Below are 21,619 nucleotides of genomic sequence, written 5' to 3'. Positions count from 1 at the left end.
TATATAAGGAGGAAACTGTAATGGGCGTCACAACGAAAACAGGCGATAAAGGGCAGACGAGCCTCTTCACCGGCGAGCGCGTGGATAAGGATCACCGCCGCGTCGAGGTCTACGGCAACGTGGACATGCTCGCGTCCGCGCTCGGCATGGCGCGGGCGTTCGTTGAGAACGAGAGCGTCAGGGAGCGCGTTCTGAATCTCCAAAAGAAGCTCGGTATGCTCATGGCGGATTTTGCAAGTATCGGAAAAGAGCCAATGATTACTGCCGAGATGCTGGCGGAGCTCGAGGCGGATGAAGAAGCCATCGAAAAGAGCCTGCCGCCTCTGCGCGTGTTCCTCATCCCGGGCGAGACGAAGGGCGGCGCGATGCTCGATTTTGCGCGCACGACGGCGCGCACGGCGGAGCGGCGCGCGTGGTCGCTGCGCCGCGAAGAGGATGTTCATGAGATCGACATCCGCTTCCTCAACCGCATGTCGGATTATATTTTCCTCCTCATGCGCCTCGAAGAACAGGATGTGCGGGACAAGTGACGGAAAAATTTGCAGTCATCGACGGGAGCAGTCTCTTTTTCCGTGCGTTCTACGCGCTGCAGCTCCCGCCGAACGCCCACGGCGTCCATACGAACGCGATTCACGGCTTTGCGATGATGCTCGTGAAACTCCTGAAGGAGCACGCGCCCTCGCAGATCGTCATCGCGTTCGACAAGAGCCGCACGACGTTCCGCACGGCGCTGTACCCCGACTACAAGGGCACGCGGGACAAGACGCCCGAGGAGCTGATCGCGCAGATTCCCCTGCTGAAGGAGCTCGCGGCGTGCCTCGGCATTCCCTTCGTCGAGCTCGACGACTACGAGGCGGACGACATCATCGGCACGCTCGGGACGCAGGCGGCGGCAGCGGGGGCGGCGGCGATCGTCGTGACGGGCGACCGCGACGCGCTCCAGCTCATCCGCCCGGGACTCGACGTGCTGCTGACGAAAAAGGGCATCAGCGACACACGCCGCTACGATACGGCGGCGTTCGAGGAGGAGTACGGCTTCGCGCCGCTCCGCCTGATCGACCTGAAGGGGCTCATGGGGGACAGCTCGGACAATATTCCGGGCGTTCCGGGCATCGGGCCAAAGACCGCGACGAAGCTCCTGCTCTCCTACGGGACGATCGAATCTGTGCTCGACCATGCGGGAGAGGTCGCGGGGAAGAAACTGAGCGCGTCACTCATAGAGTATCGCGATCAGGCGCTCCTCTCGAAGGAGCTTGCGACGATCAAATGCGATGTGCCGGAACTCCGCTATACGGCGGAGGGCTTTCGTATGCAGCCCGACCGCGCGGCGCTCGAGACGTTTTGCAGGACGTACGAGCTGCGCTCCGTGTGGCGCAGTCTCTCGGAGTTCCTTGCGCCCGCGGCGCAGGAGATGCATGTGGAGCAGTCGCTCTTTGTGGCGGCAGAGGACGAAGAGACGGAGATTGACCTCACGCCGCTCGAGCTTGACGCGTCGCTCGATCCGGCGTCGCTGCGCTCTGCGGAGCGGATCACTGTGGCGGGCGTGTTTGAGGGAACGGCGCCGTTCCTGAATCTCGCGGCGCTGGTGCTTTCCTATGGGGATGTGCGCGGCGTGCTGCACGCATCGTCCGCGCATTTTGCGGAGGTGCTGTCGATTCTTTCGGAGCGTCCCGTCGTGCTTTGGGATGCGAAGCGTTATGTGCAGGCGGGGATGACGTTCGGAGCGGAGGTTTTTGACCTCGCACTCGTAGACTATTTGCTGTGTCCCGAGGAGCGGCAGAGGTCACTTGATCGTGCGGCGTCCGCCTATTTGGACGAGCTTTCCGCGCCGCAGACGGCGGAGGATCGCACGCTCTCTGCGGCGTATTCGCACCTCGCAAACGGCGCGCCGCTGCATAACGAGCAGATTTCCGTCTATGAGGTGATTCTTGCGGCGCGGCTCTATGCGCCGATGTCGGCGGCGCTCGCCGATGCGAAGCTGACCAAGCTATATGAAGAAATAGAGCTTCCTCTCGTCCCCATCCTCGCGGCGATGGAGCGGACGGGCGTCGCGGTGAACCGTGCGGCGCTCGGGCGCGCGCTTGCGGCGGCGAACGCGCGCATCGCGGAGATCGAGCAGGACATCTATGCGCTCGCAGGGACGGAGTTCAACATCAGCTCACCCAAGCAGCTCGGCGAAGTCCTCTTTGACCGGCTCGGGCTGACATCTCCGAAGATGAAAAAGACCAAGACGGGCTACTCGACGAACGCCGAGGTGCTAGAGGAGATGCGCGCGGCGCATCCCGTTGTGGATCGGGTGCTGACGTACCGCATGTGGAGCAAGATTCGCTCGACCTACCTTGAGGGCATCGGTGCGCTCATTCGTCCCGATACGGGGCGTGTGCACACGAGTTTCAACCAGACGGTGACGGCGACGGGGCGGCTCTCAAGCTCCGATCCGAACCTCCAGAACATCCCCGTGCGGACAGAGGAGGGGCGCGCCGTGCGTGCGCTCTTCGAACCGGGCGAGGGCTATGATGCACTGCTCTCGGCGGACTACTCGCAGATCGAGCTGCGCATTCTCGCGCATATGTCGGGGGACGAGACGCTCATCGACGCGTTTCTGCAGGGGCAGGACATTCACGCGCGCACGGCGTCGGAGGTGTTCGGCATGCCGCTCGCCGAGGTGACGAGCGCACAGCGGCGCAGCGCAAAGGCGGTCAATTTCGGCATCGTCTACGGGCTCAGCGACTACGGGCTCTCGCAGGATCTCGGCATCCCGCGCAAGGAGGCGGCAGGCTACATTGAACGCTACTTCGAGCGCTATCACGGCGTGCGCGCGTTCCTCGACCGCGTCGTCGCGGACGCGCACACGAACGGATTTGTCACGACGCTCTACGGGCGGCGGCGCGCGCTCCCGGCGATCAACAGCCGCAACTTCATGCAGCGGTCGAACGCGGAGCGCATGGCGATGAACACGCCGATTCAGGGGACGGCGGCAGATTTGATTAAAATCGCGATGATTCGTGCGGACGCGGCGCTCCGTGCTGCGGGGGTAAAGAGTCATATCCTCCTGCAGGTGCACGACGAGCTCGTGCTCGAGGTCGTAAATGACGAAATCGCACAGGTGACGGAGCTGCTGACGGCGGCGATGAGCGGGGCGGCACAGCTCGCCGTGCCGCTCGCCGTCGATGTGCATACGGGGAAGAATTGGGCGGAGGCAAAGTAATGTATGTCATTGGGCTGACGGGCGGCATCGCCTGCGGCAAATCCACCGTGAGCGAAGCGCTGCGCAGGGAAGGGGCGGCGATCGTGGACGCGGACGCCATCGCGCACGAACTCTCGCGCCCGGGCGGGGCGGTCTACGACTTCTATGTGCGGGAGTTTGGCGGAGATATTCTCGCTGCGGACGGCACGCTCGACCGCGGCGAGATTGCGCGGCGCGTCTTTGCCGATCCGCATGTGCGGGATCGGGTGAACGCGCGCGTGCATCCCTTGATTCGCACTGCGGCGACGGATAAAATCGCGGATCTGAGAGCGGAGGGGCACGCGGCGGTCGTGCTCGACGTGCCGCTCCTCTTTGAGGCGGGCTGGCATCGGATGACCGACGAGTCGTGGGTCGTCTCCGTGCCGGAGGACGTGCAGCTCGCGCGCTTGATGGCGCGCGATACGGCGATGAGCGAGGCGGAAGCGCGCGCGCGGATCGCCGCGCAGATGCCGCTCGCGGAAAAATGTGCGCTGGCAGACGTCGTGATCGACAACGGCGGCGCGCGCATGGATACCGAGCGGCGCGCCGCAGAGCTTTGGAGGCAGCGTCTTGCGTCCCTTTCGTAATACGCGCCGGGGTCTGTGGCTGCTCCTGCGCGCGGCGGTCGTCGTGGCAGTCGCCTTTGCCCTCGTGGGCGGCTGGTCCTTTGTCGAGCGCAGCTATATCTACCCCTACGACTACCGCAGCTACATCGAGACGAGCGCGGCGCAGCAGCGGCTCGACCCCTTCCTCGTTGCCGCGGTGATTAAAAACGAGAGCAAATTCCGCAGCGATGCCGCCTCCGACGGCGGCGCGGTCGGGCTGATGCAGCTCATGCCGCAGACCGCCGCGTGGATTGCGGGACGGCTGGGCGAGCCGTTTACCGAGGACTACCTTTACGACCCTGCGTTGAACATTCGCTATGGCGCGTGGTATCTGGCGGAGCTCCTGCAGGAGTTCCGCGGCAACGAAATTCTTGCGCTCGCGGCATACAATGCGGGGCGCGGCAACGTGCGCGACTGGATGGAGCGCTATCGGTGGACGGATGCGTTCGATGAGATCGACGCAATCCCCTACCCGGAGACGCGGCTCTATGTGCGGGCGGTGCTCGAGGACAGAGCGCAGTATAAGAGGCTGTACGAAGAATGAACAAGACCTACCGGATTCTCCCCAGCGCCGAGGATATGCTCCTCCGGCTCATACGCGGACTCTCCCTCTCCGATGCGGAGCGGGAGCTTTTGTGTGCAAGCACACTGCGCCACGTCGAGGTTTCCGCAGAATCGAACGAGTGGGAGCTGGTTGTCGGCACATCCGCCGTCCTTTCGGAGGAGCTGATTGCGCGCATCTGCGTGCAGATCGCGGAGAACTACGGTCTTGCCGAGGTCTTTTTGCAGCAGAACGTCGTCGCACTCGAGCGCGCCGTTGCGCCCGTCTGGGAGCGCGCCGTCAATCAGGCGGCGGCGGGCGATGCCGTCCTCTTTCACACGCTGCGCCAGTCGCGCTATGCCGTCGACGGCAACGTTCTTCGGCTCGAAGCGCCGGGGCGGTTCGGCGCGGAGCTGCTCGGCACGCGTACGGTGACGCGGCGGCTCGAAGAAGCGATCCGTAGGAATGTAGGATGTGCGTGCCGCGTTGTGTGCGCGGAATGCGCCATCGCCGAGGACGCGGCGCAGCCGGCATGGACGCCGCCTCCCATGCCCGCGCTCGCGAAAAAAAACTCATCCGCCGCACAGCCCGCCTCGTCCCGTGCATCACGCGGCGCAAAAAAAGGCGCGCCGCGCCCCGAAAACGTCATCATCGGGCGTGCCGTGCAGGGCGAAGCGCGCGAACTCGGCGTCGTGGAGGACGAAATCAAAAACATCGTCCTTGAGGGCGAAATCTTCGCGCCGCAGGCGAATAAGCTCAAATCCGGCGCGTACATCCTCCTGCTCAAATTTGCCGACAAGACGAACGGCATCGCCTGCAAGAAATTTTTCGGCATCCGCGGGAAAGCTACGCAGGAGGAGATCGACGCCGAGGTCGAGCGCATCCTCAAGGCAATTGGCAAGGGCTGCGCCGTTCGCATTCAAGGGAAGATCGAATACGACAAATTCGTCAGCGATTATGTCCTTTTCATCGACAGCATCGAGAAGCGGAAAGTGCCGCAGCGTGAGGATAACGCCGCGGAAAAGCGTGTCGAACTGCACGCGCACACGAAGATGAGCGCGCTCGACGCCGTTGTGCCGCCGAAGACGCTCGTCGAGACGGCGGCGCGCTGGGGATGGCCCGCGGTCGCCATCACCGACCATGGCGTCGTGCAGGCGTTCCCCGAGGCGATGAACACCGCGCGCGCGCTGAAGAAAAAGGGCGTCGATATCAAGATCATCTACGGCATGGAGGGCTACCTCATCGACGACCCCGCACAGCAGCGGTCGAACCACATCATCTTTTTGGCGAAGAATAAAACGGGGCTCTACAACCTCTACAAGCTCGTCTCCATCTCGCACATCCGCTTTTTCCGCGGGTCGAAAAAGCGCGGCCGCCCCTGCGTGCCGCGCGCCATCCTCGAAGAATACCGCGATGGGCTGATCGTCGGCTCCGCGTGCGAAGCGGGCGAGCTGATCCGCGCCATCGTGCGCGGGGAGAGCGACGAGGAGCTTGAGCGCATCGCCGCGTTCTATGACTTCCTCGAAATACAGCCGATCCACAACAACGACTTCCTCAAGATCGACGACCGTTTCCCGATTCGCGACGACGAGGACTTGCGCAATATCAACCGCAAGGTCTCGGAACTCGCGGATAAACTCGAAAAGCCGCTCATTGCGACCTGCGACGTCCATTTTCTCAATCCCGAGGACGCCGTCTACCGCGCCATGCTGCAAAAGGCAAACGGCTATCGCGACGCCGACCGCCAGCCGCCGCTCTATCTGCGCACGACGGACGAAATGCTCGCCGAGTTCGACTACCTCGGCGCCGAACGCGCCTACGAGTGCGTCGTCACGAATCCGCGCCGCATCGCGGACGAGGTCGAAGAGTTCCTGCCTATCCCCGACGAGCTCTACGCGCCGATGGTACCGGGCGCGGATCGCGAGATCGAAGAGATGTCGTATCGGAAGGCGCGGCGGCTCTACGGCGAAAATTTGCCGAAGATCGTCTCCGACCGCCTCGATCTTGAGCTCAAACCCATCCTAAAGCACGGTTTTTCCGCGCTCTACATCATCGCGCAGCGTCTCGTCAAGAAATCCAACGACGACGGCTACCTCGTCGGTTCGCGCGGATCGGTCGGCTCGTCCTTCGTCGCGACCATGATCGGCGTCACCGAGGTCAACCCGCTGCCGCCGCATTACCGCTGCAAACACTGTCAATACAATAAATTCATCACGGACGGCTCCGTCGGGAGCGGATTTGATCTGCCCTCCATGGACTGCCCCGTCTGCGGCACGCCGCTCATCAAGGACGGACACAACATCCCGTTCGCGGTGTTCCTCGGATTTGACGGCGACAAAGTCCCCGATATCGATCTCAACTTCTCGGGCGACTATCAGCCCGTCGCGCATAAATACACCGAAGTCCTCTTCGGCAAGATGAACGTGTTCCGTGCAGGCACGATCGCGGGACTGCAGGACAAGAACGCCTACGGCTACGCCATGCACTACTACGAGGACATGGGCGTGCAGAAGGGACGCCCTTACATTGAGCACATGATGCGCGGCTGCATGGGCGTCAAGGCGACCACGGGACAGCACGCGGGCGGCATCATGGTCGTGCCGCGCGACATGGACGTGCACTATTTCACGCCGATCCAGCGCCCAGCGAACAATATGGAATCCGACACACTCACGACGCATTTTGATTACCATTCCATCAGCGAACGTCTCGTCAAGCTCGACATTCTCGGACACGATGATCCGACCGTCATCAAGATGCTCGAAGAGCTGACCCACCGCGACCCGGAGACCATCCCGTTCGACGATCCCGCCACCATGTCCATCTTCACCTCGACCGACGCCCTCGGCATCACGCCCGAGGAGCTTGGCGCGAACATGGGCACATACGGCATCCCCGAGTTCCGCACGTCTTTTACACAGAAGATGATCGACGACTCGAACCCCGACTGTTTCGCCGACCTCGTGCGCATCTCCGGATTTTCCCACGGCACGAACGTCTGGCTCGGCAACGCGCAGGATCTCATCAAGGCGGGGACGAGCACGCTGAAGGACGCCATCTCCGCGCGCGACGACATCATGAACTATCTTATGCAGAACGGCATCGATCCGCTCCTCTCGTTCAAGACCATGGAGAACGTGCGCAAGGGCAAGGGAATCGCGCCCGATGTCGTAGAGAAGCTATATGCGGGCGGCATTCCCGAATGGTACGTCGAGTCCTGCCAAAAGATCAAGTACCTCTTCCCGCGCGCGCACGCGACCGCCTACGTTATGATGGGCTACCGCATCGCGTTCTGCAAAGTGCATTACCCGCTCGCGTACTACGCCGCGTACTTCTCCATCCGCGCCGACGAATTCGACGCGAACATCATCGCAAAGGGGCGGGACGCGATCAAGGCGGCGATCGACGCACTGAACGCCGAGGCGCGCGAGCACAGAGGGAAGCTCGACAACAAGAAGCAGGACACACTCATCGTGCTCCAGCTTGCATGGGAAATGTATCTGCGCGGATTCGCCTGCGAACCCGTCGATATCTACACCTCCAACGCGGAGACCTTCATCCTGCACGAAAAATCCCTCCTGCCCCCGCTCACAGCGCTCCCCGGCATGGGGCAAAAGGCGGCGCAGGCAATCGTCGAGGCGCGCAAAGACGGCGTATTCATCTCCATCGAGGACCTCGCCACGCGCGCCCACGTCCCCGCCCCCTCCATCGAAGTCCTCCGTGCACACGGATGTCTCGCAGGTATGACCGAGAGCAACCAGGTGGAGCTGTTTGCATAGAAAAATAAAAACCACATCCGAGTTAATCAATGATTCGGATGTGGTTTTACATTTTGGAATCCAATTCTGATATACGCGGAGGAAAATTCTTGATGAACAACGTATTCTGAGGGACAATATGATGAATGCGGTATTTCTGAAAAATATGCAAAGGATTATATTTCGATCGCAGTATAACCTTTCCGAATATACCGCCCCCAAACGAATATGGAAAGCGTCAGCAAGATTGCGCCCGCCGTCGGGAATAGGAAGTGCATGCCAAGATAGGTAGCGACGATGCCGCCGAGGAGCGGTCCCGTAAAGCCGCCGACCTGCTGCGCGGCGAAGAGCATACCGAACACGCTGCCCTTGAGGTGTGCGGGGGTGTGCTGCGCGATGACGGCATTGAGCGAGGGCTGCACGCCTGCGCCGCATAGTCCGATGACGAACTGCATGGCGGCAAAGGGGATAAGGGCCTCGGGGATCCCCTGCAGGGTTAGGACGATGCCCGCGAGCGTCATCGCCAGACACATGGAGACGAAATAGCTGCGCCGCGCGCCGAAGATGCCCCAGAGCGGCGCGGCGATCGCACCCGCGATGCCGCTGAGCGAGAAGACGACACCCGCGGCGAAGACGATGTTTTCGATCGTATCGCCCGCGAGATATTTGACATAGGTTGTGAGGACGGGCTGGAGGATAAAGACGACCATCTGTGCGAGCGTGCTGACAACCATCATCGTGCGCAGGATAGGAATGCGCCACAGATGCCACGGATTCGCGTCTTCCTCCGTCTGAGGCGTTTCATCCGCAGGGGAGGGCGGCTCCTTGATGAGGAATGTGAATGCGAGGAAGTTGACAAAGAGTGCCGCGGCGCCGATGTAAAAGCTCGTGCGCATACCGAATGTTTCCGCGAGCACGCCGCCGAGGAGGGGACCGATGACGCCGCCCGCAGTCAGTGTGCCCTGCATGATGCCGAGGCATAACCCGAGACGTTCGCGCGGCGCGTAGAGGGTCATGATGGCAAGATCCATCGGCCAGAGCCCCGCGGCAAATCCCTGAAAGATCCGCACGAGGACGAGCTGTTCGGGCGTCTGCACGATGCCGCCGAGGAAATAGCTGACAGCGATGAGGAAACTTGCGCGCATCGCCATGAGCCTCTTGCCCTTGCGGTCGGCAATGCGCCCCCAAATCGGCGCCATCACTGCCGAGACGAGGAAGGTAACTGAGAACGTAATGCCTGCCCACATGTTGACCGACGCCTCGTCCACGCCGAGCTCAAGCGTCAGGTACATGGGGAGAAACGGAATGAGCATCGTATAGCTGGCGGACATAAAGAGGACGTTGCAGGTCAGCAGTGCGAGCGCGGCTTTCCAATTCATGATGCGGTACACCCTTTCAGAAAATATATCTGCTTCTATTCTAACACTTTTTTCGGAAAAAGAAATAAGTGAGGCAGGACGTTTTTCCTATTTCTTGATTTTCAGCGCCCATTGTGCTATGATAACGAAAACGTAACAATTCCGTCCTAAAAAGTTAAAATACATTAACTTTTTGGGTTTATGAAAAGCGCTCCCGGTAAAGCGCCAAAGAACACTGCAACATTGTCTGCCGCGCGTCATTTACGGCAGATTTTTTCGAAGGTAAGGAATGCGTATGAAACACATTGTCGTCGATTTGGAGATGAATCCTATTGGCAAGGAATACAAAGAAATACGACGGAAATTAAACGGCGAGATTATTGAGATTGGCGCAGTGCGTCTCAGCGACAAATTTGTGCAGGAGGATAAATTTCAGTGTTATGTCTGCCCTGAGTACGGGCTGGTGAAGAAGCATATTACGGAGCTCACGGGCATCACGCAGGAGCAGGTCAGCGGGCAGCGCGTTTTTGCCGAGAGCTTCAAAAATTTTGTGGACTGGATTGGTGCTTCGGAGACGAAAATCTACTCGTGGAGCATGTCGGACATCAAACAACTCCGTAAGGAGTGCCGCCTCAAGGTGCCGGACTTTGATGTGAACTGGCTCGATATGCGCTGGGTGGATCTCCAGCAGGCGTTTGACGATCGGCTCGGGCTGCACAACAGTCTCGCACTCAAACACGCGCTCGGTGCGATGGGGCGGCGGTTCGAGGGGACGCAGCACTCTGCGCTCGCCGACGCGATCAATACGAGCGCTGTGCTTACGCTCATGCAGGATGATGAGAAGTTCCGCGAGACGATGCGTCCCGTGCTTGAGATCCTCGAGCCGAGCGAGGGGCTTTCGGACGCGATCGGGGATCTCTTTCCGGATCTTGAGAAACTAAAGAATAATTTGTAGTCAAATCCCGCCAATATGCAGCAGAGCTGTTGCACAAGTATATGCAACAGCTCTGTTTTTACATGTGTTTGATTTTTCTATGTGGTAGTGCCTGATGCAAAAATCGCGTCGACACACGCTCAATCGTACCGCATCAGCGACTCGATGGTGATCGTGCCGGGCGATGCAGAGGGGGGATCTGCAGGGGATGTTGCCGGGGCGTCAAATGATTCTGCGGGCGCTGCTTCACCGGGTACCGTTTCCTCCGCTGCAGGCAGTTCTTCCGCCGGCTCCTGCATCTCTTCTTTTGTATGCGGGCGTACCGTGGGGAGGGGGACTGCCGGTGCGTCGGGGAGTCCCGCGTGTGCGGCAATGGTGCCGAGGATCATGCTTGCGGCAGGGGCATCCGTATCGACGGACGATGCGGATGTGCCCGGTGAAACGATTGGCGTTAGGATGACCTCGAGTGTGTCGCCGTTCCGGATGGGGCTTGTAAAGTCCGCCTTGACCCCGTTGACGAGAATGGCAAAAGTCACGCGGGTGGTCGCAGGCGGGGGAGTGAATCCTACGGCGAGCAGCGCTTCGCTGACATTGGCGCTGCCCGTGCCCTTTTGATATGAAATCACCGCGCCGTCCGTGAGGACGGTCTCGGGGGCGGCATCCGCACCGTTGACTGTCAGGCTGAAGCCGGAGGCGGGGACATCGTGTTCTTTCCCCTCATAGGTAATCGTTGCATACGAGGCAGAGGAGAGATCAATGACGGACGCGATGGTTGGAATGCTTGTCTCTTCGTATTCGATGACGTCTCCCGCGCGCAGAACGGTCGAGAGTGCGGCGGGCGCGTCGTTCAGTGTGATCTTTGGCTGCGCGGTAAAGCGGCGGGGCTCTCCGTTCAGCGTATAGGCGATGTGTCGTCCTGCCGGCGGCAGATCCTCGGCGCGCAGCAGCTCGCCGAGCGTACGCTCCCGCCGTGAGGTAATGACGTCGCCGTCGCATAGGAGCGGGTCGCCCTCAGGGGCTGCTTCGTTGACGAGGACATTTGCAGCGACGCGCACTTCCGCGCCGTTCAGCAGCACCGTATAGTCGTTTGCCGCCCCTGTGACATCGCTGAGATGCACCTCGGGCTGCGTGCCGTTCTCTCCTGCCACGAGCTTGATGCGGCAGTCGTCGTGAATGGGGGAGTCGAGCCCCGCGCTTTTGCCGTCGATGGTGATCTGTGCAAGCGTTCCCATCGTACCGGGGAAACTGCGCCGCTCGCCGTTCACCGTGACCATGAGTCCCATGCCGGGACGCCCGTTGTATTTGCGCAGGCTGATGCCTGCGGCGAGCAGCGCGTCGGAGACGTTCAGCTCACGGAAATTGAACAGGCTGTACTCGATATCGTTGATCCACACGGCAAGGAAGTGCAGTGTGTTGATCGAGGCGATCTTGAGGATGCCGAGCGGCGTTACCGCATCCGGCGTGTGCAGCTCGGGCGGCAGATCCTCGACGCCGTCGACGACGTCAGGCTGGCGGACGGCAACACGTCCCGCGGGGATGCCGAGCGCATCCGCGACCAGTTCCGGCATCATCGGGGTGAGTGAACCGCCGCCGACGAGCATGACCGCCTGCGGCGGCTCGCTGTTGAGGTCTAAAATCTGCTTTGCGATCGCACTCGCGAGATTTTCGACGCTCGGACGAATGGCGGCGACGACCTGATCTGCGGTGAGGGAGAGCCGCATCCCGAGAATATCGGTGAAGGAGACGTCCTCGCCGGCAGAAGCTTTGCGCTTGATATCCTCCGCGATATTAAAGTCGAGTAGGTATTCGCGCGAGATCGCCTCCGTGATCTCATCGCCTGCCATCGGCACCATGCCGTACGCGATGACCGATCCGCCGCGTGTGATGGCGACGTCGGACGTGCCCGCACCGATGTCCACGAGAACGAGGTTCAGGTGGCGCATCGTGGGGGGGATCAGGACGTTGATGCCCGCGATCGGCTCGAGTGTGAGCGCGCGCATTTCCAGATGCGTCTCGCGCAGAGCGGACTGCATGGAGTCGACGACCTGGCGCGGGAGGAAAGTCGCGATGACCGTTGCCTGCGCGCGCCGACCGCGCTGTCCGACGAGCGTCTTGAGGTCGTTGCCGTCGAGTGTGTAGCGGATCGTGCTGTAGCCGACGCAGTAGTAGCGCGTCGGATCGTCTACGGTATGCGACTGGGCGAGCTTCTTCTGTGCTGCCTGTACACCGGCAAAGTCGAGGTCGCGTTGCTGTGCGGGCGTGATCGTCCCCGTGACATCCTGCGACGCCTCGGCGGTCATCGTGTAGAGCGCGCGCCCCGCTGCGGCGACGGCGGCACTGTGGAGCGCACCCGTGCGCTCGGTGAGCCGCCGCTTGACCTCGCGGATGATCGACGCAACCTGCGGCACATCGTGAATCTGTCCGTCGAGCATGGCGCGCGTCTTGTGCTCCATGCGCTCCGTCGCAAGGATGTGGAGGGCGCCCTCACGCTGCTCGGCAACGATGCCGATGACACTGCGCGTGCCGATGTCGAGTGCAAAGACAAGCTCTGTCTGCCGCTCGCGGCGCGGTGTGCCGAGCGCAGGTGCGCTTTCGTCCTTTTTCGGGCGGCCGCGGCGCTTTGCCGGCTGCTCTTCCGGCTCCTCTTGTATGCGCTTTTTGGGGCGGCCGCGCCGTTTTGCGGACTGCTCCGGGGCGGGAACTTCTTCGTTGATATTCTCCAAATCCGGCATTTCTGTCTCCCCTGACCAATCAATGTAAACTAAAGTATACTATTTGATTTAATTCGTGTTCTTTTGCAAAAATCCTGCTGTGTACTCCGTATCTCCGCACACAAAAAGGTCAGAACGCAGCTGCCGCGCGGGCAGATCCGTCCTGACCGGAAGAGAGGGGTCTGAAATGCCGTATGCCTTATATGTCTAGACCTGCGTAAAGCAGGTGGGTACCCTAAGTCCGGCTTCCGCCTGTGCGGAGCACTTCGCGTTCACCGAAATCAAGTCGGGTTCCCTAAAAGATCTGTAGGTTAGACATTGCTAAGACATACGCACATCGAAGGCGTCCGCTCTTTTATATTATGATAGCATAAAAAAAAATGACCCGCAAGACTTGACAAATAAAGAATCAAAATTTGTAACAACAATATGAAACCCGACTTTGCACAAAAACTCGCCGGAAATTGCGAGCCCCCCTTTTCCTGTGCGGGTTCCCGTGCTATAATATGAGCGGTAATATGGAAAATTCTCAATTTCATGAGAAAGATGGTGTGACGGAGATGGCAAATGTTCGTGATGCGGTAAATGCGGTCGTCGCTGCGGTTATGGCGCAGAAGGACTACCTCACGGCGGTGGATGCGAAAACCGGGGACGGTGATCACGGGCTGAACATGGCGCGCGGTTTTACAGAGGCACAGGATCGGCTGGCGGAGCTGCCGCCGGATGCGCCGCTCGGAGACGTCCTCCGGCAGATCGGGCGCGCGTTCATCGAGAATGTCGGCGGTGCGGCGGGGCCTCTGTACGGCATCGCGTTCGTACGTGCAGGCGAGGCGGTGAACGCCGAGACACGGCTTGACGTGCGGAGTTTCGAAAAGTTGTTTACCTGCGGCATTGAGGCGATTGAGCGGCGCGGGCGTGCACAGCGCGGCGATAAGACCATGCTCGATACGCTGATCCCGATCCGCGATGCCTTCCTGCCCGCGCAGGCAGAGGGCAAGAGCTTGCGCGAGTGCCTCGAGGAGGCTCTTGACGCGGGGCGCGCGGGTGCAGAGTATACGAAGACGATTGTCGCGCGGCGCGGGCGTGCCGCGCTCATCGGCGAGCGCAGCATCGGCATTGAGGATCCGGGCGCGATGAGCTCGCTCATAATGTTCCGTGCACTGTGCAGCTATCTGCGCGGCTGAACACGAGAGATTGTATTTTGGGAGGAAATATTTGATGAACACTGCGATTCGCACCCGTTTTGCACCGAGCCCCACAGGCTACATGCACATCGGAAATCTGCGCACGGCGCTCTATGCGTACCTATTTGCGCGCGCGAACGACGGGACGTTCATCCTGCGCATCGAGGACACCGACCGCAGCCGCTACGTCGCAGACGCCGTCGACTTCATCCGCCGCACGCTCGACGCTGCGGGCATCGTTCCCGACGAGGGGCCTGACGATATTGGCGGCGACTACGGTCCCTATGTTCAGAGCGAGCGGACGGAGATCTACAAAAAATACGCCGAGCAGCTCGTCGAAACGGGACATGCCTATCGCTGTTTCTGCAATCATGCCGAGGAACAGCCCGCCGCAGAGGGAGAAAAGACCTTCGGCGGCTATCCGCGCACCTGCCGTGATCTCCCGCCTGAAGAGATAGAGGCGCGTCTCGCACGGGGCGAGGCGTACGTCATCCGGCAAAAGATGCCGCTCACGGGCGAGACGACATTTTATGATGTGCTGCACGGCAACGTTACGATCCCAAACACGGAGCTCGAGGATCAGGTGCTCTTAAAGAGCGACGGTATGCCGACCTATAACTTTGCCAATGTCATCGACGACCGTCTCATGAAGGTCTCGCACATCATCCGCGGCACGGAGTTCATCACCTCGACGCCGAAACATGTCCTGCTTTACGAAGCGTTCGGCTGGGAGCCGCCCGTGTTCGTTCATCTCGCACCCGTCATGGGGCGCGATGAGGAGACGGGCAAGACGAGCAAACTCTCGAAACGCCACGGCGCGACGAGCTTCAACGACCTCGTAGAGGCAGGGTACCCCGCCGCCGCTATCGTCAATTATGTGGCGCTGCTCGGCTGGAGCCCGAAGACGACGAATCAGGAAGTCTTTTCGATGGACGAGCTGATCGAATGCTTCTCGCTCGAGGGGCTCTCGAAATCGCCCGCCGTCTTTGACTATGAGAAGCTCGGCTGGATGAGCGGCGAATATTTCAAGGCGATGACGGACGAGGAGTTCGCGGAAGCCGCGCGCCCCTTTGCAGGAGAGCTGCCCGCCGGTCTTGAGGAGCGGTGGGGGCAGATCGCAAAGCTGCTCAAAACCCGCGTTGCAAAACTCGGCGACGTGCGCCCCGCGATTGCCTTCCTTATCGAAGCGCCTGCCTTTGACCCTAGCCTTTATGAGAATAAGCGAAACAAGGTCACACCCGCGGCGGCGGCGGAGCTGCTGCCCATGCTCATCGAGATCCTCGCGGCACTCCCCGCGGAGCACTGGGAGAACGACCTCCTCTATGCCCTCCTCGAAGAGTGTATTGAGCGTGAGGGATGGCGCAAGGGGACGGTCATGTGGGTGCTGCGCATTGCGGCGGCGGGACAGGCGGTCACACCGGGCGGCGCAACGGAGATTCTGTCGATTCTTGGACGCGAGACAGGGCTTGCACGACTGCACGCGGCACTTGATCGTCTGAACGAATTGCACTGAGCTCCTGCGGGGGAGGAACGAAGAAAAAACGCTTGATTTTTGCCAATCTCTATGCTATAGTATCTCCTGTTGACATATGTGGCGCCTTCGTCAAGTGGTTAAGACACCGCCCTCTCACGGCGGGTTCATGGGTTCGAATCCCATAGGCGTCACCAAAAATCGGCGCCTTCGTCAAGTGGTTAAGACACCGCCCTCTCACGGCGGGTTCATGGGTTCGAATCCCATAGGCGTCACCATTCGTCTATTCGGGAGCTGCTCTGCAGCTCCTTTTGTGTATGTAGGGGGATATGTATGCTTTTCCTGTCCATGCTCGTTCTTGGCGGCATCATCGGTTTTGTCGGTGCGGGCGGGGGCGGCGTTGTCATCACCCTGCTCGTTGTGGGATTTGGCGTGCCGATCCATCAGGCGCTCGCCGTTGCCCTCGGTTCGATGGCGTTCACGACGCTTTCGGGTGCGGTCAGCCACTACCGTGAGGGCGAAGTCGTTCCGCGCACGGGATTTGTGATCGGTGCAGGCGGACTCGTCGGCGCACTCATCGGCGCAGTGATTTCAAATCATATCGAATCAGGAAACCTCAGCCTCTTCACGGGGCTGATGCTCGAGTCGAGTGCATTTTTGCTCTACCTGCGCATCTATCAATCCTCGTGGCTCGAACAGCACATCCATGTGCGTGCCGAACTCCTCACCGGACGCCCGCTTTATATCTACGGCAGTCTCACCGGACTCGTCTGCGGCATCCTTGCGGGCGCGTTCGGCATCGGCTCGGCGGCGTACATTCAGATCGCGCTCATGGTTGTGTTCGGCGTGCCGCTCCTGCAGGCGATCGGGACGACCATGATGATCATCGTCCCGATCTCCATCAGCGGAGGCATCGGTTACCTCCTCTATGGACAGTTCGAGCCTGTGATCTTTTTGCAGACGCTCGTCGCGCTCTCCGTCGGCTCATATTTTGGGGCAAAGCTGACACACCTTGCTCCGCGTGCCGTCCTGAGGTTCTTTATCGTTGCGCTCCCCGCGGTGGGCGGCTTGATTATGGTTTTGTTTCGGTAGACTGCGGCAGGTTGTGCCGCGTAATTTATACAAAGGAGAATTTACATGAAAAAATTTGTTGCGGCAGTTCTGCTCGCAGCGGCGGCGGTCACAGCATTTGGGTGCGGACAAAGCTCCGCCGCCACAGGCAGCGACGGCGGGCAGACTGCATTTCGCCGCGTCACGGGGGACGAGGCACAGAAAATGATGGAGAGCGAGACGGGCTATCTGATCGTGGATGTAAGAACCCCGCAGGAATACGCCGAAGGGCATATCCCGCACGCGATCAATGTTCCCCTCGATACCATCGGGACGAATCCCCCCGCCGAGCTCCCCGACAAAGCGCAGATGATTTTCGTCTACTGCCGCAGCGGCGCGCGCAGCATGACCGCGTCGAATAAGCTCGCGCAGATGGGGTATACGAATATCGTTGAGATGGGGGGGATTAAGGACTGGCATGGAGAGGTCGTAAAGTAAGACGTGACGCGGGATTTTGGCGCATAACTGTGTCACTGCGAAAAATACTGCGCTCGACGTAGCTCTTTAACTACGCCTTCGCTTGTATTTTTCTTGTTCCTTGTTCTGCATCCAAACTTCCGCGTCACTTAGTGTTGCCTATAGAAGGGGCGTGACGCGGGATTTTGACGCACGGTATTCTAATTGTAAAATCAAACACGGAGATGTTGTCATGTACAACATCTCCGTGTTTGATTTAGGCTTGCAATACAGGAATATGTTCCTGCCGTGAGGCGGTTAGTGTGTTGTTTCTGCGTCGAGTTTGGGCTTCCACAGGAAGAGGATCAGGACGATAATGCCGGCACCCAGCAGCATATCCAGCACATACCAAAGCTTTCCGTCCACGACACCCGTAATGGCGACAATACCTCCGAATGCGACGATGGACGTTATGCCGTGCATCATGCCGACGGCGCCGGCAATGGAGGTTCCGACTGCACAGGCGATCCATGTCCGTCGAAAATCCTTTCCGGCGAAGGGGATCGCTCCTTCCGTAATGCCGGCAGAGGAAAGAAAGAGCGCGGATATGCCGAGCTGCCTGTCGGCGGCATCGAAGCGGCTGCGCAGTAGGAACGAAGCGAGTCCCATACCGAGCGGGGGAATCGCGCAGCACATACGGAAGACACCGTTCGGCCCGAGGATTCCTTCCGCCATGAGCGCCAGTGTAAAGGCTGTGGCTGCCTTGCTGCACGCACCGCCAAAGTCGGCCGCTGCGAGCAGACCGATGCCAAGCCCTAGTGCCATCGCACTCGTTCCGTTCAGCTGATACATGCACTGAATCATGAACTGGACGAATGCATTCAGCGGAATGGTTAGGATATAGATGTAAAACAGACCGAGGATCAGCGTCGTAAAGAGCGGCACGAGGAATGTCGGCATCATCGGCTGCAGAAGTGCCGGTACGGGCAGCTTTTTCGTCCATCGGACGAGATAACCGACAAGGAACCCCAGGATCAGGGCGCCGAGAAAGCCGGTCGCAATGTGAGACTCACCCATTGGCGTATTGGCAGCATGGCCGAGAATAAAGCCCGGGGCAATGGCTGCTTTGCTGCCAATGGCATAGGCGATATATGCGCACAGCACGGGAACCATCATGGAAAAGCCGGCCATCCCAAGGTCATATACGTTTTGCCAGAACGGGCTGCTGGGAACAATGCGCCCGTCTTCGACATGTCCCGTAATCAGTGTGAAGGAGAACAGCATACCGCCCGCAATAATGACGGGGAGGAAATAGGAAATACCCGTGTTGAAATAGCGAAAGAGTTCCGCACCAAGGTTCGTGTGCTGCTTTTCTGCCGTCGCTATATTTTCGGCGCGATCGATGAGCCCCGCCGTATTTTTGATCGCTTCCGAAGGGCTGACGTCCAGAATCTTCCCCGCATCGCGCTTCGCGTCGAAGCGCTCGCTCATCTCGACGCTGACTGCCACGGCAAGGATGACGACGTCCGCCGCGTCGATTTCTGCCTGTGTGAGTTCGTTGCCGATGCCCATGCCGCCCTGCGTTTCGACCTTGCAGTCGATCCCGCGCTTTTTGCATTCCTGTTCGATGGCCTCCTGTGCCATATAGGTATGGGCAATGCCGGCCGTGCAGGCGGATACCGCTACGATTTTCATTTTAGTTCCTCCTCAATTTCCTGCAGAATTTGATAGAGTTCTTTCGTCGAAGATGCTTCTTCCAGCCGATGCCGAAATGATGCGTGCATCAGCTTTTTGCTGAGTGCCGCCAGGATCTTCAAATGAAGATTGGTGTCGGTGCCTCCGGCAGCCTCCGGAACACCGATGAGGAAGACCATCCGAGCGTCTTCGCCGGGTTCCGTCCCCCAAGGGATAGGAGCTTTCAAGCGCGCAAAGGAAACAAACGGCGTCTCTACGGCGCTTGATTTGGCGTGCGGTATGGCTACGCCGTCGATCGTGTAGGTGGTAAACGACACCTCTCTGTTGCTGACAGCCTGCTCGTAGAGATCCGCATCCAGCACGCAGTCGTTCTCCATGTGCGTTAAATGTCGGATGACCTCCTCTTTTGTCGCAAGCGGCTCTGTGAGCAAAATAATTCGTTTCTCGTCAAACAAAGCATATCACTCCTTTCCTGACTACATTCCGGTATCCTGCCGCCGGATCTTATAGAAATCAGTATACCATTGAATGCGGAAACATCCAGTCTCTAAACTGCGGCATATTATGCCGCAGACGAGATCGCTGCGTATGTGGCGGAGGAATGGCGGAAGGGTCTACGGGTTTACAGCGGCGGATTTTCGGCTATAATGAGGTGGGGGAGGGACGCGTCTGCGCGGCGCGGCAGCTATGACAAGACAGGAGGATACGCTTATGGATCGATGGCTGCAGCTCATCCTTCTCATGCCCGAGAATGAGCGCATCACTTACAAGGAACTCGCCGAGGCTCTTGGTGTCTCCACGCGGACGATCTACGATGACATTCTGCAGCTGAACCGGATGATGCTCCCGCATGGCGCACAGCTTGAGGCGAGACCTTATCACGGGGTGAAACTGGCGGTGACGGATCGCACCCGGTTCCTCAGTTTTTTGGATGCGCTGGAAGCGGATGGCACACTTCGAGGTGAGACCGCAGAGTCCCGTATCAACAAGATCATCCGGGTACTTCTTCAGAACGATGCGGGTGTCAAAAGTGATGATCTTTGCGATATGCTGCACGTCAGCCGCTCGACACTCAAGAAAGATCTCCGTATGATCCGCCCGATCCTGAGCCATTATGATCTGCAGCTCTTGCATCAACCGTATGCGGGGCTGCATATCGCCGGAACGGAAAAGAATATCCGCCGGTGTATGGCGAAGCTTGGTCGGAATATGATTGCAAACGACGGGGAATTTTTGAGCGAGAATATTCAAAAGCTGGCGATATTGCTGCAGGATATTTTCCGCCGGCATGCATATCGCATGGCGGCGTATTCGTTCCAGAGCTTTGTTCTGCATATGTACGTTTCAATTTGCAGGATCCGACTCGGACGGGAGGTCGCGCGGGAACTCCTGCGCCATGAACCTGCCGACCCACAGGTATGCGGACTTGCAAAGGATGTGAGCTCCGTATTGGCGGAGGCATACGGTATACGGTTTACCCGGAGCGAATATCAGTACATCCTGCTGCATTTGGAATGCAAGAAGATCATTTCATGGAAGCAGGTCTCGCTCGCTGCGTCCGAAAGCTACGAGCTGGTCAGGCAGATGCTGCAGTCCGTGGAAAATGTATTCTGCTATAATTTTTCTCATGACTTTGAGCTGATCGCCGGTCTCTACACGCATTTGATCCCTATGCGTACGCGTCTTCTCTACGATATGCCGCTCGACAACCCTATGATGCAGGAGATCCGTGAAACCGAACCGCTCGCATACGAGATGGCAAACGTCGCCTGCGGCGTACTGCAAAGAAAGTACGAGAAGGAGATACCGGCTGACGAGACGGGGTACATTGCGCTCTATTTCCATGTGGCGTTGGAACGCAGCAGGGCGCAGCGCAGAAAAAATGTCCTGATCGTCTGCGGAACAGGAAAAAGTGCGGCGGCATTGTTGGCCTATAAAATCAAAGATGCCTACGGAAAACACCTCAATGTGGTCGGCATGTACGAGTCGGCAGATTTCATCGATAGAGATCTGGAGACTGCCGATTATATTCTCTCTACAACCCCCATCAAAAAAGAGCTTCCCATCCCTGTCATTGAGCTGGGGCACGGCTTCCCGTGGAATAAGGATCAGGATATCCGGGAACACCTGAAGCGGGAGCAGCAAAAAACGCTTCTGGGCTATTTTTCTCAAGCGCTGTTTCTGCCCCACATGTCAGCCGGTGGAAAAGAGGATGCGCTGCGGCAGATGTGCCGAAAGGCTGCCGCACACGAAACCATTCCCGAAGACTTCTATGAGCATGTGCTGCAAAGAGAGCGCATCGGTGGAACTGCACTCGGCAACGGCGTGGCAACCCCGCATCCGGATCGGCCGCTTGGAGAGCGGAGCCTGGTGGTTATCGGCATATTGGATACACCTATTCCATGGGATCAAGAGGATGTGCAGATCATTTTCCTGCTCTCTATGAAGGTCGGAGGTGATCGTAATCTGCCGCTTTTTTATAAGATGATCAGCCGGTTTTTGACCAACAAGACAATCGTGCGTCGTCTGATCAAACAGCAGACGTTTGAGAATATGATTGCCATTTTCTCCGCACTCTCGGATGACGCATGTGTGCTGGACTGAACGTCTTATGTATTTCTGCACAAGAA

Annotated in this window: 15 protein-coding genes and 2 tRNA genes; 13 read left to right on the top strand and 4 right to left on the bottom strand. The window is 59.1% G+C overall.

The window, feature by feature from the left end; translation table 11 throughout:
• The first annotated feature begins 20 nt into the window (after positions 1–20).
• From K341_RS0102565 to K341_RS0102545, 5 genes are read left to right on the top strand one after another with little or no spacing between them, the layout of a single operon-like run.
• Positions 21–530, top strand: a complete 510-nt coding sequence (locus K341_RS0102565) for a cob(I)yrinic acid a,c-diamide adenosyltransferase (protein ID WP_026761737.1) — start codon at positions 21–23, stop codon at positions 528–530.
• Complete coding sequence (gene polA, locus K341_RS0102560) at positions 527–3,208, top strand: DNA polymerase I (RefSeq protein ID WP_026761736.1); 2,682 nt, start codon at positions 527–529, stop codon at positions 3,206–3,208. Before K341_RS0102565 ends, polA begins: the two co-directional genes overlap by 4 nt.
• The gene (gene coaE / locus K341_RS0102555; RefSeq protein WP_026761735.1) at positions 3,208–3,813 is read left to right on the top strand and encodes a dephospho-CoA kinase; all 606 of its coding nucleotides are present in this window, start codon (positions 3,208–3,210) and stop codon (positions 3,811–3,813) included. Before polA ends, coaE begins: the two co-directional genes overlap by 1 nt.
• Positions 3,797–4,375 (top strand): lytic transglycosylase domain-containing protein, encoded by a 579-nt coding sequence (locus K341_RS0102550; protein ID WP_026761734.1) that lies wholly within the window; start codon positions 3,797–3,799, stop codon positions 4,373–4,375. Before coaE ends, K341_RS0102550 begins: the two co-directional genes overlap by 17 nt.
• On the top strand, positions 4,372–8,151 hold the full coding sequence (locus K341_RS0102545) for a PolC-type DNA polymerase III (RefSeq protein WP_026761733.1): 3,780 nt from the start codon (positions 4,372–4,374) through the stop codon (positions 8,149–8,151). Before K341_RS0102550 ends, K341_RS0102545 begins: the two co-directional genes overlap by 4 nt.
• A 155-nt stretch (positions 8,152–8,306) precedes the next feature.
• Here the strand turns inward: K341_RS0102545 and K341_RS0102540 are convergent, their stop codons facing one another.
• A complete protein-coding gene (locus K341_RS0102540; protein WP_026761732.1) occupies positions 8,307–9,509 on the bottom strand; it encodes an MFS transporter in 1,203 nt (400 codons plus the stop codon).
• Between the two features lie 274 nt (positions 9,510–9,783).
• Here K341_RS0102540 and K341_RS0102535 point away from each other — a divergent pair, with 274 nt between their 5' ends.
• Positions 9,784–10,443, top strand: coding sequence for a 3'-5' exonuclease (locus K341_RS0102535; RefSeq protein WP_026761731.1), 660 nt, complete (start codon positions 9,784–9,786; stop codon positions 10,441–10,443).
• A gap of 119 nt (positions 10,444–10,562) precedes the next feature.
• On the opposite strand, the gene K341_RS0102530 is transcribed toward K341_RS0102535, so the two are convergent.
• Positions 10,563–13,154: a cell division FtsA domain-containing protein gene (locus tag K341_RS0102530; protein ID WP_026761730.1), complete on the bottom strand. Its 2,592-nt coding sequence runs from the start codon at positions 13,152–13,154 to the stop codon at positions 10,563–10,565.
• 485 nt (positions 13,155–13,639) lie between these two features.
• On the opposite strand from K341_RS0102530, the gene dhaL reads away from it, so the two are divergent.
• From dhaL to K341_RS0102500, 6 genes are all read left to right on the top strand, one after another.
• Positions 13,640–14,317, top strand: coding sequence for a dihydroxyacetone kinase subunit DhaL (dhaL, locus tag K341_RS0102525; RefSeq protein ID WP_037349265.1), 678 nt, complete (start codon positions 13,640–13,642; stop codon positions 14,315–14,317).
• Between the two features lie 34 nt (positions 14,318–14,351).
• Positions 14,352–15,830 (top strand): glutamate--tRNA ligase, encoded by a 1,479-nt coding sequence (gene gltX / locus K341_RS0102520; protein WP_026761728.1) that lies wholly within the window; start codon positions 14,352–14,354, stop codon positions 15,828–15,830.
• Between the two features lie 80 nt (positions 15,831–15,910).
• A tRNA-Glu gene (locus tag K341_RS0102515) sits at positions 15,911–15,985 on the top strand.
• Between the two features lie 6 nt (positions 15,986–15,991).
• A tRNA-Glu gene (locus K341_RS0102510) sits at positions 15,992–16,066 on the top strand.
• 55 nt (positions 16,067–16,121) lie between these two features.
• Positions 16,122–16,880, top strand: a complete 759-nt coding sequence (locus tag K341_RS0102505) for a sulfite exporter TauE/SafE family protein (protein ID WP_026761727.1) — start codon at positions 16,122–16,124, stop codon at positions 16,878–16,880.
• Positions 16,881–16,925: 45 nt separating this feature from the next.
• A complete protein-coding gene (locus K341_RS0102500) occupies positions 16,926–17,336 on the top strand; it encodes a rhodanese-like domain-containing protein (protein ID WP_009349550.1) in 411 nt (136 codons plus the stop codon).
• A gap of 276 nt (positions 17,337–17,612) precedes the next feature.
• On the opposite strand, the gene K341_RS0102495 is transcribed toward K341_RS0102500, so the two are convergent.
• The gene (locus tag K341_RS0102495) at positions 17,613–18,989 is read right to left on the bottom strand and encodes a PTS fructose transporter subunit IIC (RefSeq protein WP_009752668.1); all 1,377 of its coding nucleotides are present in this window, start codon (positions 18,987–18,989) and stop codon (positions 17,613–17,615) included.
• Entirely contained in the window at positions 18,986–19,444 is a 459-nt protein-coding gene (locus K341_RS0102490; protein ID WP_026761726.1) for a PTS sugar transporter subunit IIA, read from the bottom strand. The genes K341_RS0102495 and K341_RS0102490 overlap by 4 nt, the downstream gene beginning before the upstream one ends.
• A 256-nt stretch (positions 19,445–19,700) precedes the next feature.
• Between K341_RS0102490 and K341_RS0102485 the strand changes: the two genes are divergently transcribed.
• Entirely contained in the window at positions 19,701–21,593 is a 1,893-nt protein-coding gene (locus K341_RS0102485) for a BglG family transcription antiterminator (protein WP_026761725.1), read from the top strand.
• Positions 21,594–21,619: the final 26 nt, after the last annotated feature.

The organism is Centipeda artemidis DSM 19719 (genome assembly GCF_000426665.1).
GTDB classification, from domain to species: domain Bacteria; phylum Bacillota; class Negativicutes; order Selenomonadales; family Selenomonadaceae; genus Centipeda; species Centipeda artemidis.
Note: the sequence above shows the minus strand (reverse complement) of the source record. Positions and strands in the feature narration are given on the sequence as shown.